We start from the raw sequence: 15242 nt of genomic DNA, 5'->3' as shown, positions 1-15242 counted from the left end.
CAAAGTCAGTTCCCAAACATATTAAACAGTCGGTTGGACTCAGATTTCAGGCGGATTTCTTCAATTTTGCCAGTGACTGCCGAGACATCACAGTAAGCCCAGGTATCGCGTATGGGTACGCCATTTGAGATCAGATCCATTGAATAAAAAACCCGAAACATCCTGACTTTCTCGTTGAATCTCGACGAACGCGCGTCAAAACTGAGATGTTGCAGCTCATCTTTATATTTGCGGCGAATCTCTGCCTGACAAATATTATGAGCATATTGAATATTGATGTTGTTGCCCCCCTGGCTGTCCGATCCTGTGGAAGATCCTTCGGAAGTACTCACTGTTTTGTCTGGACCACTAATTATCCCCTGACCAAAAAGTACTACCAATAAAACGATCACAACAAATACCCCTGCAATTACGGCAATCGCGCGAACTGTATCAGAACCTTTACTCTTGTTCGCATTTCTGGTCATGCACACCTCTGTAATGAAATATTTACAAGAAAAACTAAATTTAAATTTTATGTTTTTATTGACAAAGAGAAATGCAATAATTGCCAAATTATCAAACATACATTGTTTAACACTAGCTTATTTAGGACCCCTCATGCCGACTAAGATCAATAACTTAAATGTCGAATCACAGGAAGTGCTGATTACTCCATCTGATCTTCATAAAGAAATGCCGCTCACTCTAGCTGCACGTCACACAGTCGAAACCGGCCGCGAAACCATCAGAAACATCCTGGATCGCAAAGATCACCGGATATTCGTGGTAATAGGCCCCTGCTCTATTCATGATGTTGACGCCGCCCTCGATTATGCCAAAAGGCTCAAACGCTTATCAGAGCAGGTTTCAGACACCGTTTACCTGGTTATGCGCGTATATTTCGAAAAACCCAGAACCACCGTCGGCTGGAAAGGGCTCATTAATGATCCTTATATGGATGACTCCTTCAAAATACAGGACGGGCTGCATATTGGCAGAAAGTTACTGCTCGATCTCGCCGAGATGGGCATTCCCACTTCAACGGAGGCGCTGGATCCGATTTCACCACAGTACCTTCAGGACCTGATCTCATGGTCTGCCATTGGTGCCCGCACTACCGAGTCTCAGACTCACAGGGAAATGGCCAGCGGTTTATCCTGCGCAGTCGGTTTCAAAAACGGCACAGACGGTGGTCTTGATGTGGCCGTGAATGCACTGAAAAGTGTTTCAAGTCCACATAGCTTCCTTGGCATCAATGGCGAAGGCCAGGTATCAATTATCAAAACCAAAGGTAACGGATATGGCCATGTCGTACTGCGCGGAGGAAATGGCAAGCCCAACTACGACTCTGTCAGTATAGCCCAATGTGAAGCCACGTTGGACAAAGCAAAACTGGCCCCCAATATCATGGTGGACTGCAGTCACGCAAACTCCAACAAAGATGCCAGCTTGCAACCATTGGTGGCTGCTAATGTCGTTAATCAAATCCTTGAAGGCAATCAGTCTATTGTTGGATTGATGATCGAAAGTCATATTAATTTTGGTAATCAGAATATTCCATCTGATCTGTCCCAGCTCAAATATGGTGTATCTGTAACAGATGCCTGTATCGATTGGCAGACGACTGAAAAAATGATTCTCGACATGCATGACAAACTGAAAGACATCCTTCCCAATCGAAATTAATTTCTTCTCTATCCTGTCACCTAAACTCCTTGTCTATCGAGAGTGCCTTTGGCACTCTTGTTACAATTCAAGTTAATGGATCATCAAACATGCATGAAGGTACGCTGGTATTTTCTTTCTTTCTGATATTCACTGGAGCAGCACTGTTTGCAACAATTGCATTGTTCACCCGGCAACCATTACTCATTGCATATATCGTTCTCGGCGCAGTCATTGGTCCATTTGGAACTGGATGGATAGAAACCTCAGAATCAATCTCTCAGATATCACAAATCGGTATTATCTTTCTATTGTTTTTAATCGGCTTGGATATGCAACCGGTGAATCTTCTTCACACCTTAAGAAAAGCCGTCATTGTGGCGCTTGCCTCCAGTATCATTTTTGCTGCCTGCGGATTTGCGGCTACCTATGCATTCGGATTTTCAACTACTGAAAGTCTGATTGTCGGACTGGCTATGATGTTCTCCAGTACGATTATCGGCATCAAATTATTGCCGACTACCGTACTGCATCATCGCCATACCGGAGAACTGATGGTGGGACTGCTATTGTTGCAGGATATGATTGCTATCATCGTACTACTGGGGCTGGGAGGTGTCAGCAAAGGCAATCAGGACGTTTTTGACTATCTGGTTACCTTGATATCTCTACCGCTTTTGATTGCGGGGGCATGGCTTATAGTACGATTTATTTTTCTGCCGTTACTGCAAAAATTTGATCGTTTTCAGGAATACATATTTTTATTGTCCATCGGCTGGTGCCTCGGTCTGGCTTCCGCTTCCGAAGCCGTTGGTCTATCGAGTGAAATAGGCGCCTTTGTTGCAGGTGTCAGTATCGCCAGTAGCCCGATCAGTCTATATATTGCATCCAGCCTCAAACCATTGCGGGATTTTTTCCTTATCCTGTTCTTCTTTTCCATCGGTGCTTCATTTGATTTTTCTCTGCTCAGCGATGTCATGATCCCGGCTATGACACTGGCCTTGCTTTATCTGGGCTTAAAACCTGTGGCATTCCGTTTATTACTTGGAAAACAAAGCGAAAACTCCAAACTGGCCTGGGATGTTGGATTCAGATTAGGGCAAAACAGTGAGTTTTCGATCCTGATCGCATATATTGCCACCTCCTCTTTGTTAATCGGCGAGAAGGCTTCTTTGCTGATTCAGGCCACCGCAATCATCACGTTCGCACTTTCCAGCTACATCGTAATCTTTAACTTCCCGAACCCAATCGCAGTCAAAGAAAGTTTGAGAAGAGACTAGGTTATCCGGAGACTTACAGAACAGGCAGTTGCGATCTATTCAACTGCCTGCGTAAACTTCATCAACCGATACAACACAATCCCGACCACTGCGTTTAGCCAGATATAACCGACCATCGGCCTTAGACAGCAAAGTATCGAGATCGACCCCATCCACATTGAGTTCTGCAACACCGGCACTAAACGTTATTGGAATCTTTTGACCACTCACCCACATTGGATGCTTATGAAACAATTGCCGGATTTCTTCAAGATGATCAACTGCATTCAAGCCAGTGGCAGACAGCATTATCAGAGCGAACTCCTCACCGCCGAGCCTGGCTAACATATCAGTCGTTTTGGTCCCGGATTTAAGTAGCTCAGCTGAATGACAAAGTGTTTCATCCCCAACCCCATGACCATACTGATCATTTATTCTTTTGAAGAAATCAAGATCAACCAATGCAACTGCCAATGGGACCTGATTGCGACTGGCAAGCGCACTTAACCGGGCAAAGGATTCCACCAGCTTCATACGATTAGCCAGACCGGTCAACCGGTCCGTTCCCGCCAGATCAAGCAAACGTTCCTCATTCATTTCCCGATTACGTTCGTATATGTGGGCAAAACTCATCATCGCGATGGAGCTCAACGTAATATTCAGAGTCGTCGCCACATTCAAAGGGAAATCGCCAGTCATAAATCGAAAGTGATATATCACGATGCCTACAACTACAAAAACCAGTGAAGACCAGAATCCAACCTTACGCCCCAACAAGAGATAACTGAGAACAGGTATCGTCAAAATCCAGACAAATGTGCTCGATGACGTATTGGGAATATACAATGCATACATCATGATGCTGAAGAAGGGAATCAGATAAGCCAGAGTCCATACCCGAATATGAGCCGTTGTTCGGATAATTCTGATCAACGCCAGGGAGAACAAACCGTAGACAATCTCCAGACCCGCCAACCACCATAACCCGCGGATAACATTCACAGCACTGAACAGGCAGCCGCCGATAAAAGTAATCCATAGCAGCAGCCTCAAAACATCCCTGCGATGCTGCTGACTCTGCTCTAAACTAACGATCATAGTGAGCCTCTAAATACTGCAAAAATTCAAATAGAGCGTCTGTACACCTAATATCAGGAATACCGAACCAACCATGATGCATTACCAGGCACCCAGTACTGGCCATCTTAATCAATATATGTTCACGTCAAATAATCAGGTGTTCTCGAAAGAACCCAGACTCCACTTATCGTCACCATGAACCAAAAACAATTCAGTGAGATGACCATCCTCTGAATCAACGGATAGCGCAAGATCAATCAACTGATAAAACAAATTACGTTCCAGCATTCCCCACAGATCATATCGAACCTTAATCCGCGGATATTGTTCCCCGTTACGCTCGCACATCTCCAAAGGGTGTTCAGCTCCCAATCGAATGTCCTCATCAAACTGAGTCCGGAAATGCCAGCCATCTGCACGCTCTTCAGCATCGACAATAAGAATAGGCTCCAACTCAACCTGGATTTTCATTTGTTCTACCGGAGTCTTAAGATAAAAATCCCCATTCTCGTTCCATAGAACAGACGAAAATAACCTGACCAAAGCAACACGCAGTATCTCTTCTCCTTCGTGGAACCAACGTCCATTGCGATCGATACGAATGTCTATTTCACCACAATGTCTTGGATGCCATAAATGCACAGGCGGCACCTTATGATCTGCGAGATGAGTGGCAATATCGTCAAGTTTCATAAATTACCAAACATACCGTTCGTTGCATCTGACAAAAACCTGGTAAACCCGCGGCGATCCTCGACCAGCTGATGAAAGAAAGCATTATGGGACAAGTGTGAAGTACCATGAATCAGAGCCCATATCAGCGCATAATAATAGCGTGGACTCTCACCTCCCCGCTTATCCAATTTCTGACTGGACAACGTCCGGCTGATCATATCGACCTGAACACTACGAAGCCTCTTCCATGCTAAAAATCTTTCTAATTGACACCCCTGCTCCTCGAGTAACCGTTCGATCTCAGTGATAACAATGTATTTATCAAAACTTTGGAGTCGAAAACGGATATAAGCATCAATGAGCTTTCTAGGATCAGAATGAGTATTTAGAAGATCTGATAGCTCCATTTCATTCGCCAGCAATAAGCTGGCCATCAGATCATTTTTTGACTCAAAAAAACGGTAGAAGGTGCTTTTACTTTGAGCAGCAGACTTAATGATGTGCTGGAGATTCACTTTTTCAATTCCAACACGAATAAACAGATTGAGAGCCGTATTTAGAAGCTGAAACTCTCTGGGGTCGTTGGTCTGGGCTTTTACATTAGGTGTTAGCATGTCCTCTTTCCACGCTAGCTGTGAATGTATTTACCACCAGCCAACTCTACGGATAACGACCGCTATTATCCATCAACAAGACAACCGTATTTCATGAGCTGATCGCAAACTCTTTCAGAAACCAATACGATTGTACACTCTTGCTTACATCGTATGAGTCGGCTTCTCCGAGCTTAACGCGCCTGCGAGGTAAGTTTCAATCTTATCTTTCGCCAACGAACTTTTTTTATCAAACTGAACTCCAATACCTGTCGCCCTGTTTCCCTGCGCTCCACGCGGAGTAATCCAAATCACCTTACCTGCAACAGGTATTTTTTCCGGCTCTTCCATCAGATTGAGCAACAGAAAGACATCATCTCCCAGACTAAACTTCTTATTCGTGGCAATGAATAGCCCCCCTCCGATAATAAAAGGCATATAGGCTGCGTACAAAACCGCCTTATCTTTCATCGTCAGAGATAAAATACCACTTCGCGCACCCGGAATATTCATTCAATTCTTACCATATAATCAAGCAGTTAAAAGATCGTGCCACCGTATAAGAGTATTCTCAACCATCAATTGCAGGTTAAGGTTTTGTTGTGATCTAAATACCGAAACACATTCTAAAATATAGTCTGCAAATGCAAAGATGCTTGGAGCATCCGCTTTTTTCGCGGTGTATTTAAGAAACTTTGCCATATCTGGGTCCATAATTGGACGATGACCGCCAGAACCAACAAAGCAGCTTAATTGGACAACCCATAGATTAAGCCAGTCATAAAGAACTTCACCGTTGAATTTTGACCAGCTGCGGGCCAACTCCACAGGTGATACCACCCCTTTCGCCAACTGATTCAAACCATTGACCATTGCCTCACGAACGGTAAATGCATCCTGTTGCTTCAGTCGTAGAACCCTAAATGGATTATGCGAGCAAATTTCCAGCAACAACTCCGCATGATCATCAGCAAAGTTATTTTGGTGCAACCATTCTGCGGCTTGCTCTTTACTGGCGACGGGCACAGGCACTACGGAGCAACGACTACGAATAGTCGGCAACAACATTTCCGCAGAATCAGTCTGCAGTATCAGGAAAGTGTTCGATGGCGGCTCTTCCAGCACTTTAAGCAGTGCATTAGCAGAAGCCAGATTCATTTTATGGCATTCATGAATCACAATGACCTTATACCGCCCCACCTGAGCGGTTGCCTGAGAAAACTCAATCAACGTACGAATTCGGTCAACTTTTATCTGTGAAGCCCCCTCATCCACTCTGACAGAGAGGTAGTCAGGGTGACTTCCAGCCCCCACCAACAAGCAAGACTTGCATTGACCACATGAAAACTGACTGTCCCGTTGGCACAATATTCTTTCGGCCAACCGGTCTGCCAATATTTCAGCACCACTTTCACGGCCACCACTCAGAAGTATCGCATGAGGTAATTTTTGCTGCGTGAACCTCTGCAATTGGGCTCGATAAACAGGTTCAAACCATAAAGGGAATTCCATCAATGCGAACCGTATCTTCTTTGCAACAAGTGGCTAATCTGACCCTGAACCTGCGGCAAATCCACAGATGCATCGACTATTTCGAAACGATCCGGATACTCTGCCGCTCTTTCCAGATAAGCAGCCCGCACACGCTCAAAAAAAGCAATATCCTCTCGCTCTATTCTATCGAGCTCTGCGCGCTGACAAGCCCTCGCAAGCCCAATCTCAGGAGGACAATCCAGGTAAATCGTTAAGTCAGGTTGAAACCCCTTTTGGACCAACTGCTCGAGGGACAGAATGTCCTGAATAGATATCCCCCTACCGGCCCCCTGATAGGCAAAAGACGCATCAGTGAAGCGATCGGATATTACCCATGTTCCTTTAGCCAGGTGTGGCTTAATAAACGTGTTCAGATGCTGAGCTCTTGCTGCAAATACCATCAATAATTCGGCCTGGGCATCGACCATTTCATCACGATGCGATAAAACCATATTTCTAAGCTCTTCAGCCAAGGGTGTACCACCCGGCTCCCGGGTGACAATATAGTCAATATTATGACCAGTCAGCCAGCTGCATATAAACTCCAGATTAGTACTTTTACCAACCCCTTCAACGCCCTCCAGCGTAATAAACTGTGCTGTTGTCATTAATTCTGACCTGGTGCTGATTGATAGTCTTTACGTCGCTTAAATATCTGATATTTGCGAACAGCCTCATTGTGCTCAACCAATGTATCAGAAAACTGATGAGTTCCATCACCTTTAGCAACAAAATAAAGAGCTTTGCCATCTGCCGGCTGCACTGCCGACAAAATTGCATCCCAACCGGGATTGGCTATAGGCGTAGGTGGCAATCCTTTGATTCTATAGGTGTTGTAAGGGTTATCCTCTTGCAGATCCTTAAGTCGTAAATTGCCTTTATATCGATCCCCCATACCATAAATCGTTGTAGGATCAGACTGTAAACGCATACCTTTCTGCAAACGACGCGACAACACACCGGAGATCAGTGGTCGTTCATGAACAGCGCCGGTCTCCTTTTCTATCAGCGAGGCCATTATCAGCGCCTCATAGGGAGACTTCACAGGAATACCATCTTTCTTTTGCGCCCAGGCCTCTGCCAGCAGCTTTTGCTGACGCTCATATGCCATCTGGAGAATATCCAGATCCGACATACCATGTTGATAAGTATATGTCTCTGGCGCAAACCAGCCTTCATAAAACTGAGTCAGCCCAATCTTTTTCGAGACCTCCTCGGGAGTCAATCCAACTGTTTTATGCTCTAGCTTATCTTGTGCTTGCAATAAACTCAGATAATCCTTGAACGTTTTGCCTTCCACCAGTGTAACTCGATAATTAATGACCTCACCACTTACAAAATGATGCAATAATTCGACATTGGTCATGCCCGGAGTCACCAGGAATTCTCCAGCCTTGATATTGGTGAGATGATTATAGCGCGCATAAAAAATGAGCGGTCTGGGGTGAACAACAATGTCATCAGCTGCCAGCTGATAAATGACTTTTGACAAACTGCTCCCACGAGCAACCTGAATCACTCGCTCTTGCTGGAGTTGAATGGGCAGATTCAGTTCATTTGCAAAATAAATGACCGCACCAGCCATAAAAACTGATCCGGTAATTAACAACGCAACAAAAGACAACAAAACTTTTTTCAACATGACAACCTATTTCTAAAATCGCTGATAACACGCTCCAATGTTGGATTGGTCAGATCGTAGCGAATAATTCTTCCATTAACCGTTAATGAGTTCACTGGCCATACTATTTTGGCTGCATTGGTCAAAAACAAAGCTTGTGCATTCTGACAGTCAGAGAGCGTCAATTGGGGAACCTCTCTGACTGGCAAACTCGGCTCACTCACTAAGATCCTGCGAACAACCCCATTCACACCAGCCACCGATATTTCAGGGGTTAAAATACTGTTTTTCTGTACCACAAATACGTTAGCAGCGGTTGCCTCAATCACCTGTGTCTGGCAACACATCAACCCGTCATCCCATCCTTTTTCCTGAACCTCCCCTGAGGCCAAAACCGAGTCCATTCTATTGAGATGCTTATGTCCGGCCAGCATTGAATTGATGGAGCAGGGAGTAGAACAAATCCCTATATCAGCAGGATCAAGTTGCCATCCGAACGGAATTTTTCCGCCATAACACTCCATGATAATTTCACTGCCAGCGTCGGTCGTATAGCGATAACCCCTACCTTGATATTTTCTAACCAGAATAATTTTCAGAACACCGTCGTGAATCTTTTCGATAACGTTATCAAGCTCACGACAAAACTCTGCCCAGTTGAAATCTTTTGGCAAAAGCTGAAAAAAAACCGCGCTTTCCTTTAAACGAGCCAAGTGAGTCTGCAGAAACGCAACGCGTCCACTATCAACCCGAATAGTTTCAAAAATTCCGTCTCCGTATGCCATGCGAGAGGGCAAGTCCAGAGAACTATGAGCATTGTAATTAGTGAAAATTTGCATAAAAAAAGCCGGCTGGCACCGGCTTAGTGATACTTATATTTTGCTGAATATCAAACTCCCATTCGTTCCACCAAACCCAAAAGAGTTGGACAACGTATGAGAAATTTTCACATTTCGAGCCTCATTGGCAACATAATCCAGATCACACCCTTCTCCAGGGTTATCCAAATTAATCGTCGGCGGTGCAACCTGATCCCGAATAGCCAGTACGCTAAAAATTGCCTCAACAGCACCTGCAGCTCCCAATAAATGGCCAATCATCGATTTAGTCGAGCTCATCAGAATCTTATCTGAATCTGCACCATAGATAGACTTCGCGGCTCTAGATTCTGCTGCATCTCCCACGCTGGTAGATGTACCGTGTGCATTTATATACTGAACATCTGCCGGGTTCAATTTTGCATCTATCATTGCATTACGCATTGACATTGCAGCTCCAGCACCATCTTCTGGCGGTGAGGTCATATGATAGGCATCCCCACTCATACCAAAACCACTCAGCTCAGCATAAATATTCGCACCGCGGGCTTTTGCATGTTCATACTCTTCAAGAACCAAAACCCCTGCACCGTCTGCCAATACAAAACCATCACGATCCCTATCCCAAGGACGACTGGCTGCCTGGGGATTATCATTGCGCTGAGACAAAGCTCGCGAGGCAGCAAACCCACCAATCCCTAACGGAGTAGAGGCGTTCTCTGCACCACCAGCAATCATAACGTCAGCATCACCGTAGGCAATCGTTCTGGCCGCATAGCCGATGTTATGGGTTCCGGTCGTACATGCTGTTACAATTGCAATATTTGGCCCTTTCATTCCATAGCGAATGGACACATTACCGGAAATCATATTAATGATGGAAGATGGGATAAAAAAAGGTGAAACCCGTTTTGGCCCTTTATCCACCAAGGTCTGATGACTGGCCTCAATACCTGCCAAACCACCAATACCGCTACCCAATGCCATACCAATTCTATGCGCATTACTTTCGGTTACTTCCAACCCGGAATCAGTAATTGCCTGAATCGCGGCAGCCATACCATACTGCACAAAGACATCCATTTTTTTGATGTCTTTCTTGTCAATGTATTCAGCCGGATCAAAATTTTTAACTACACCACAAAACTGAGTTGAAAACCCGGAAGCATCAAAGTGTTCAATCGTATTGATTCCACTTTTACCAGCCAAAATACCGTCCCAGGAATCTTTTACTGTATTACCCAATGGAGTAAGCATTCCCAGTCCAGTGACAACTACTCGTCTTTGACTCATTCAACTAATCTCCCAAAAGCCCACAACAAAAAAGCCGTATGACAGGATCCTGTTATACGGCTTTTTAATATCCGAAAAGAAAACTAACGATTACTGGTTGGCCAGTACGTAATCGATAGCGTCTTGAACAGTCGTCAATTTTTCTGCTTCTTCATCAGGAATTTCAGTTTCAAATTCTTCTTCCAAAGCCATTACCAGTTCGACTGTATCCAGAGAGTCAGCGCCCAGATCGTCTACAAAAGAAGCCTGTGGTACTACATCTTCTTCTTTAGCCCCTAACTGCTCGCAAACAATCTTTTTTACGCGTTCTTCTACTGAGCTCATGTTTCCACTCCCTAAGTGTGTGTCTTGTTAGCACTGGTTAAAAGTGCATGCTAGTTTATTAAAAGGAACTTCGATTAAGCAAGAACTGTATCCCGCCTCAATAAATCGTTATCCCATGTACATGCCACCGTTGACGTGTATCGTCTCACCGGTGACGTATGAAGCACCATCGCTGGCCAAAAAACCAACGACTTCAGCAATCTCTGAAGCCTCTCCCAAACGGGCCAGCGGCACCTGCTGCAGGAGTGCCTGTTTTTGCTCTTCAGGTAACTCATGGGTCATATCAGTTTGGATAAAACCAGGAGCAACAGCATTTACAGTAATCGCTCTGGAACCAACTTCTTTTGCCAACGAACGGGTAAACCCTTCAATACCTGCCTTTGCCGCTGCATAGTTGGCTTGACCTGCATTCCCCATTGAACCGATGACCGAACTGATATTAATAATTCTTCCCCAACGAGCCTTGGTCATACCTTTCAATGCAGCCTTACTGGTTCGAAAGATACTGGATAAATTGGTATTAATGACCTGATCCCACTCGTCAGCCTTCATTCGCAGCATCAGATTATCTTTGGTAACGCCGGCATTATTCACCAAAACAGTAACATCACCAAATTCTTCTTTTATCTGTTTAAAAACAGCAGCCACAGATTCCTGATCAGCAACATCCAGACAATACCCTTTTCCTTGAATGCCAGATTCCCGCAAATAAACGGATATATTTTCCGCTCCCGCTTCGCTGGTGGCAGTACCCAACACTACAGCACCTTTACCACCAAGGCTTAAGGCTATAGCCTTGCCAATACCACGACTGGCACCTGTGACTAAAGTGATCTTGCCTTCAAGACTCATATCATTCCCCAAGCTTTAAAGCCGCTTCAATACCAGTGACATCATTAATTGCCAAAGTCTGCAGCGGCTTATGAATTCTTTTGTTTAATCCAGAAAGAACTTTTCCTGGTCCACATTCAATGGTGGCTTCGACCCCCTGTGAAACCATATAAGTCACACAGTCGACCCACAATACTGGTTTGAATAATTGCTCAACCAGGTTGGCCTTTATTTTTTCCGGATCACTTTCCACTGCAGCACACACATTTTGTACCACTGGAATCTCGGGAACGGAGATCGAGATAGACTCCAGCTTTCCAGCTAACTGCTCAGCTGCTGGTTTCATTAACTGACAATGAGAAGGAGCACTGACAGACAAAGGCAAAGCCCTTTTTGCTCCACGGTCTTTACAAATCTGCATCGCACGATCAACCGCTTCTTTCTGACCAGCAATCACCACCTGACCCGGTGAATTAAAATTAACGGCCTCAACCACCAACCCCTCGGAAGCCTCAGCACACGCATCGAGAATGACACTATCATCCAGACCAATAATTGCAGCCATCGCACCCGCTCCCACAGGAACAGCAGACTGCATAAACTGACCTCTCAGCTCAACCAGGCTCACAGCATCAGCAAAACTTAAAGCACCAGCACAAACCAGAGCACTGTACTCCCCCAAACTGTGTCCACTCATAAACAAAGGCGCCGTACCATGTTTGGCTTGCCAGATTCTCCATAGAGCAACACTTGCCACTAGCAGAGAAGGCTGAGTCTTGTCCGTCTGATTCAATAACTCTTCGGGGCCACTTTGCACCAGCTGCCATAAGTCATACCCCAACACCGTTGAAGCCTCATCATAGGTTGAATGAATCAGACTTTCTGATTCAGCCAATTGAGCCAGCATACCAACGTGCTGAGAACCCTGTCCGGGGAATACAAATGCTATTTTGGTCATATTTTTAAAGTCTTATATTGTTGCGCTGTCATTATTGTTAAAAGTTTTCTTCGATAAACCAAGGTGAAGTTGAAACATTTATGAGATCGGAGACTTAATAATATCCAGTCATGAATAAAAGTTAAAAATATACCGAGCAAATAAAAAAGGGAGCCAGCGCTCCCTTTCTATTATTTGTTCACTTTATTCCAACAGGCACGCGAGCCTTACGCTTCGCTCTTGTCAGCGATCACCTTGCGCCCACGGTAAAAACCTTCAGGCGATACATGATGACGCAGATGAGTTTCACCAGTTGTAGAATCTACAGACAACGCTCTTGCGGTTAATGCGTCATGAGAACGGCGCATGTCACGACGAGAACGAGTTTTTTTGTTCTGTTGAACAGCCATTTTAACAAGTCTCCTGTTATATCATTCTGGTTTTTTTAGATTAGCCAGAACACTGAAAGGGTTACTTTTTTTCTGATCATTACCAGCCTCTACGGCACGGTTCTGATCTGCATATACGGTTTTAACCTGGCACTCACCATCAGAATGACTGGAGAACATTGGCAGACTTAACAATAAGTCATCTTCAATCAGCTCCACCAAACTCACTCGCTTATCGGGACTCAGTACAATTGGATCATACCGTCCTGTCATACTGCGAGCCATATCCTCATGGAACGCAAAACTGACACTAAAGTCAGCCTCTACGTTATACTCCATAGGCTCCAGGCATCGCTGACAAATAAGCGTGACCGTGGTTTGAGCACAGCCCTCTAATTGCCTGATCCCTTCCTCATCCACAAAAAAATGAAGCTTGACGGAGAGAACTCCCTCACTAGACTCCAACATCTTCGTGAATCTTTCGAAAGAATCTAAGGCGACAGAACCCTCGTAACTGACATCTTTATCAGCCAAACGATAAGGTTCATACAACTTTGGAAGCACCGGTGTTGACATAGGCGCGGTATAATATTGATGCACCCGGGTAGTGTCAAAGCCTTTATCACTTAAAAGAGCATTATTTAAGCAAAAAATATGACCAATATAATTCTTGCCTCCACCTCGAGCTATCGGGCCGAGCTTCTGAAACGAATCAACTTAGCATTTATTCAGGCCGCCCCTTCATGCGATGAAACACAACTGCCAGGGGAATCTCCTAATCATCAGGCCCTTAGACTGGCGGAAGAAAAAGCCAGAAGCCTGGCTTCTGACTATCCAGATCACTTGATCATCGGCAGTGACCAGGTAGCCACAATTGACCAAATACATCCTATTGGCAAACCCGGTAATCTGACCAATGCTGCAAGCCAACTAAGACAACAGTCAGGTAAAACTGTCTTTTTCTACACCGGCCTTTGTGTATTGAACAGCGCAACGGGCATTAGCTACAGCGACATCGTGACTACAACAGTGCGCTTCAGGCATCTCTCAGACGCAATGATTGAAAATTATCTGAACATGGAAGATCCATCACAATGCGCTGGCAGCTTCATGAGTGAAAGTCTGGGGATATGTCTGACAGAGAATATTCATTCTGACGATCCAACCAGCCTGATTGGCTTGCCCATGATCAGGCTGGTTGAATTTCTGGGCTTTGAAAACTCAAATCCGCTATTACTTCAAAGCAACGCCTGAGTCCATACCAAGCACCTGAGCCGCTCCCTTACCAATAGACACACCAAACTTCTCAGCAAATTGATCAAAGGGGTTAGGCTTGGGTGAAAAATCGATAATCTTTTCATAACCCGCTTCCCTGGCGACCTGACTAGTCGTCTTAAGTCCATCGATCAACCCAAGCTCAAGAGCCTGCTCCCCACTCCAGAACAATCCCGAAAACATATTTGGATCATCTTTCAAGCGCTCGCCACGCCCTTGCTTAACGGCCGCGATAAACTGCTGATGCACATTGTTCAGCAATGCCTCAAACAGCTTTTTTTCATCCTCTTTAAGCGGAGCAAAAGCGTCAAGAAAGGCTTTATGCTCTCCAGACGTAAACTGGCGACGTTCCACCCCCAACTTCTGCATCGCCTCAGGAAAGCCAAAACTCACCGCCGTAACACCAATGGAGCCGACAATACTCGCCTTATCCGCATATATATAGTCGGCTGCCGCAGCAATGTAGTACGCCCCACTCGCCCCGGTATCAGAAATTACGGCATATACCGGGACATCGGAGTGCAACGCTTTCAGGCGCATGACTTCATCATAAACATACCCGGACTGAACAGGGCTGCCACCTGGACTGTTGATCTTTAATACAACAACCTTAGTATCCGGGTGATCAAAAGCTGCCCGCAAGCCAGAAATGATGTTATCGGCGGAAGCCTCAGAATCCGATGCAATTTCTCCCCTTACCTGAACGACCGCTACATGCCCACCTGTACTAGCGGAAACCCCATTTAAATTGCTCTGTTGCAAATAGATAGCCAGAACCGCAATCAAATAACCAAAAGTCAGCAGCTTAAAGAAGATCCCCCATATCCGACTTTTACGGGCCTCCTTAGTACTCGCCAGAACCGCTTTTTCCAACAGCACCCACTGCTTTTGCTCTAACTCCTGTTGCTTCTGCATGACCTTACCTTCTGCAGTTTCCGCTTCATCCCACTGATTCAAACCATTTCCC

Annotated in this window: 19 protein-coding genes; 3 read left to right on the top strand and 16 right to left on the bottom strand. The window is 45.2% G+C overall.

Going from position 1 to position 15242, the window contains the following annotated elements:
* Positions 1 to 5: 5 nt before the first annotated feature.
* Entirely contained in the window at positions 6 to 566 is a 561-nt protein-coding gene (locus YC6258_RS14750; RefSeq protein WP_044617659.1) for a hypothetical protein, read from the bottom strand.
* Between the two features lie 34 nt (positions 567 to 600).
* Here YC6258_RS14750 and YC6258_RS14745 point away from each other — a divergent pair, with 34 nt between their 5' ends.
* Positions 601 to 1668, top strand: a complete 1068-nt coding sequence (locus YC6258_RS14745; RefSeq protein ID WP_044617658.1) for a 3-deoxy-7-phosphoheptulonate synthase — start codon at positions 601 to 603, stop codon at positions 1666 to 1668.
* Between the two features lie 89 nt (positions 1669 to 1757).
* On the top strand, positions 1758 to 2927 hold the full coding sequence (locus tag YC6258_RS14740) for a cation:proton antiporter (protein WP_044617657.1): 1170 nt from the start codon (positions 1758 to 1760) through the stop codon (positions 2925 to 2927).
* A 39-nt stretch (positions 2928 to 2966) separates the two neighbouring features.
* On the opposite strand, the gene YC6258_RS14735 is transcribed toward YC6258_RS14740, so the two are convergent.
* The 14 genes from YC6258_RS14735 to YC6258_RS28510 form a co-directional block, all read right to left on the bottom strand.
* Positions 2967 to 4004 (bottom strand): GGDEF domain-containing protein, encoded by a 1038-nt coding sequence (locus tag YC6258_RS14735; RefSeq protein ID WP_044617656.1) that lies wholly within the window; start codon positions 4002 to 4004, stop codon positions 2967 to 2969.
* Between the two features lie 135 nt (positions 4005 to 4139).
* Positions 4140 to 4679 (bottom strand): DUF1285 domain-containing protein, encoded by a 540-nt coding sequence (locus YC6258_RS14730; RefSeq protein ID WP_044617655.1) that lies wholly within the window; start codon positions 4677 to 4679, stop codon positions 4140 to 4142.
* The gene (locus YC6258_RS14725) at positions 4676 to 5275 is read right to left on the bottom strand and encodes a TetR/AcrR family transcriptional regulator (RefSeq protein WP_044617654.1); all 600 of its coding nucleotides are present in this window, start codon (positions 5273 to 5275) and stop codon (positions 4676 to 4678) included. The genes YC6258_RS14730 and YC6258_RS14725 overlap by 4 nt, the downstream gene beginning before the upstream one ends.
* Before the next feature lie 144 nt (positions 5276 to 5419).
* Entirely contained in the window at positions 5420 to 5767 is a 348-nt protein-coding gene (locus YC6258_RS14720) for a PilZ domain-containing protein (protein ID WP_044617653.1), read from the bottom strand.
* An 18-nt stretch (positions 5768 to 5785) separates the two neighbouring features.
* Positions 5786 to 6766 carry a DNA polymerase III subunit delta' gene (gene holB, locus YC6258_RS27355; RefSeq protein WP_052830303.1) on the bottom strand — a complete coding sequence of 327 codons (981 nt, stop codon included), beginning with the start codon at positions 6764 to 6766 and terminating at the stop codon, positions 5786 to 5788.
* Positions 6766 to 7395: a dTMP kinase gene (gene tmk, locus YC6258_RS14710; protein ID WP_044617652.1), complete on the bottom strand. Its 630-nt coding sequence runs from the start codon at positions 7393 to 7395 to the stop codon at positions 6766 to 6768. The genes holB and tmk overlap by 1 nt, the downstream gene beginning before the upstream one ends.
* Positions 7395 to 8429, bottom strand: a complete 1035-nt coding sequence (mltG, locus tag YC6258_RS14705; RefSeq protein ID WP_044617651.1) for an endolytic transglycosylase MltG — start codon at positions 8427 to 8429, stop codon at positions 7395 to 7397. Before mltG ends, tmk begins: the two co-directional genes overlap by 1 nt.
* Positions 8423 to 9247, bottom strand: a complete 825-nt coding sequence (pabC, locus tag YC6258_RS14700) for an aminodeoxychorismate lyase (protein WP_082070735.1) — start codon at positions 9245 to 9247, stop codon at positions 8423 to 8425. The genes mltG and pabC overlap by 7 nt, the downstream gene beginning before the upstream one ends.
* Before the next feature lie 33 nt (positions 9248 to 9280).
* Positions 9281 to 10519: a beta-ketoacyl-ACP synthase II gene (gene fabF / locus YC6258_RS14695; protein ID WP_044617649.1), complete on the bottom strand. Its 1239-nt coding sequence runs from the start codon at positions 10517 to 10519 to the stop codon at positions 9281 to 9283.
* A 90-nt stretch (positions 10520 to 10609) separates the two neighbouring features.
* Positions 10610 to 10843: an acyl carrier protein gene (gene acpP / locus YC6258_RS14690; protein WP_044617648.1), complete on the bottom strand. Its 234-nt coding sequence runs from the start codon at positions 10841 to 10843 to the stop codon at positions 10610 to 10612.
* Between the two features lie 108 nt (positions 10844 to 10951).
* Positions 10952 to 11695 (bottom strand): 3-oxoacyl-ACP reductase FabG, encoded by a 744-nt coding sequence (gene fabG, locus YC6258_RS14685; protein WP_044617647.1) that lies wholly within the window; start codon positions 11693 to 11695, stop codon positions 10952 to 10954.
* A 1-nt stretch (position 11696) separates the two neighbouring features.
* On the bottom strand, positions 11697 to 12632 hold the full coding sequence (gene fabD, locus YC6258_RS14680; protein WP_044617646.1) for an ACP S-malonyltransferase: 936 nt from the start codon (positions 12630 to 12632) through the stop codon (positions 11697 to 11699).
* Between the two features lie 206 nt (positions 12633 to 12838).
* A complete protein-coding gene (gene rpmF, locus YC6258_RS14675) occupies positions 12839 to 13021 on the bottom strand; it encodes a 50S ribosomal protein L32 (RefSeq protein ID WP_044617645.1) in 183 nt (60 codons plus the stop codon).
* A gap of 21 nt (positions 13022 to 13042) precedes the next feature.
* Positions 13043 to 13468: a YceD family protein gene (locus YC6258_RS28510; protein ID WP_169748978.1), complete on the bottom strand. Its 426-nt coding sequence runs from the start codon at positions 13466 to 13468 to the stop codon at positions 13043 to 13045.
* Positions 13469 to 13654: 186 nt separating this feature from the next.
* Between YC6258_RS28510 and YC6258_RS14665 the strand changes: the two genes are divergently transcribed.
* Complete coding sequence (locus YC6258_RS14665; protein ID WP_044617643.1) at positions 13655 to 14254, top strand: Maf family protein; 600 nt, start codon at positions 13655 to 13657, stop codon at positions 14252 to 14254.
* On the opposite strand, the gene YC6258_RS14660 is transcribed toward YC6258_RS14665, so the two are convergent.
* Entirely contained in the window at positions 14234 to 15190 is a 957-nt protein-coding gene (locus YC6258_RS14660) for a S49 family peptidase (RefSeq protein WP_044620061.1), read from the bottom strand. The genes YC6258_RS14665 and YC6258_RS14660 overlap by 21 nt on opposite strands.
* Positions 15191 to 15242: the final 52 nt, after the last annotated feature.

This window comes from Gynuella sunshinyii YC6258 (genome assembly GCF_000940805.1).
Lineage (GTDB): Bacteria > Pseudomonadota > Gammaproteobacteria > Pseudomonadales > Natronospirillaceae > Gynuella > Gynuella sunshinyii.
The sequence above is the reverse complement of the archived record's forward strand: the minus strand, read 5'-3'. Positions and strand labels throughout refer to the sequence as shown.

What these genes read in the sequence shown, in the direction of transcription:
- YC6258_RS14750 (WP_044617659.1), bottom strand. Translation starts at nt 566, where the DNA reads ATGTTTGATAATTTGGCAATTATTGCATTTCTCTTTGTCAATAAAAAC.
- YC6258_RS14745 (WP_044617658.1), top strand. Translation starts at nt 601, where the DNA reads ATGCCGACTAAGATCAATAACTTAAATGTCGAATCACAGGAAGTGCTG.
- YC6258_RS14740 (WP_044617657.1), top strand. Translation starts at nt 1,758, where the DNA reads ATGCATGAAGGTACGCTGGTATTTTCTTTCTTTCTGATATTCACTGGA.
- YC6258_RS14735 (WP_044617656.1), bottom strand. Translation starts at nt 4,004, where the DNA reads ATGATCGTTAGTTTAGAGCAGAGTCAGCAGCATCGCAGGGATGTTTTG.
- YC6258_RS14730 (WP_044617655.1), bottom strand. Translation starts at nt 4,679, where the DNA reads ATGAAACTTGACGATATTGCCACTCATCTCGCAGATCATAAGGTGCCG.
- YC6258_RS14725 (WP_044617654.1), bottom strand. Translation starts at nt 5,275, where the DNA reads ATGCTAACACCTAATGTAAAAGCCCAGACCAACGACCCCAGAGAGTTT.
- YC6258_RS14720 (WP_044617653.1), bottom strand. Translation starts at nt 5,767, where the DNA reads ATGAATATTCCGGGTGCGCGAAGTGGTATTTTATCTCTGACGATGAAA.
- holB (WP_052830303.1), bottom strand. Translation starts at nt 6,766, where the DNA reads ATGGAATTCCCTTTATGGTTTGAACCTGTTTATCGAGCCCAATTGCAG.
- tmk (WP_044617652.1), bottom strand. Translation starts at nt 7,395, where the DNA reads ATGACAACAGCACAGTTTATTACGCTGGAGGGCGTTGAAGGGGTTGGT.
- mltG (WP_044617651.1), bottom strand. Translation starts at nt 8,429, where the DNA reads ATGTTGAAAAAAGTTTTGTTGTCTTTTGTTGCGTTGTTAATTACCGGA.
- pabC (WP_082070735.1), bottom strand. Translation starts at nt 9,247, where the DNA reads ATGCAAATTTTCACTAATTACAATGCTCATAGTTCTCTGGACTTGCCC.
- fabF (WP_044617649.1), bottom strand. Translation starts at nt 10,519, where the DNA reads ATGAGTCAAAGACGAGTAGTTGTCACTGGACTGGGAATGCTTACTCCA.
- acpP (WP_044617648.1), bottom strand. Translation starts at nt 10,843, where the DNA reads ATGAGCTCAGTAGAAGAACGCGTAAAAAAGATTGTTTGCGAGCAGTTA.
- fabG (WP_044617647.1), bottom strand. Translation starts at nt 11,695, where the DNA reads ATGAGTCTTGAAGGCAAGATCACTTTAGTCACAGGTGCCAGTCGTGGT.
- fabD (WP_044617646.1), bottom strand. Translation starts at nt 12,632, where the DNA reads ATGACCAAAATAGCATTTGTATTCCCCGGACAGGGTTCTCAGCACGTT.
- rpmF (WP_044617645.1), bottom strand. Translation starts at nt 13,021, where the DNA reads ATGGCTGTTCAACAGAACAAAAAAACTCGTTCTCGTCGTGACATGCGC.
- YC6258_RS28510 (WP_169748978.1), bottom strand. Translation starts at nt 13,468, where the DNA reads ATGTTGGAGTCTAGTGAGGGAGTTCTCTCCGTCAAGCTTCATTTTTTT.
- YC6258_RS14665 (WP_044617643.1), top strand. Translation starts at nt 13,655, where the DNA reads ATGACCAATATAATTCTTGCCTCCACCTCGAGCTATCGGGCCGAGCTT.
- YC6258_RS14660 (WP_044620061.1), bottom strand. Translation starts at nt 15,190, where the DNA reads ATGCAGAAGCAACAGGAGTTAGAGCAAAAGCAGTGGGTGCTGTTGGAA.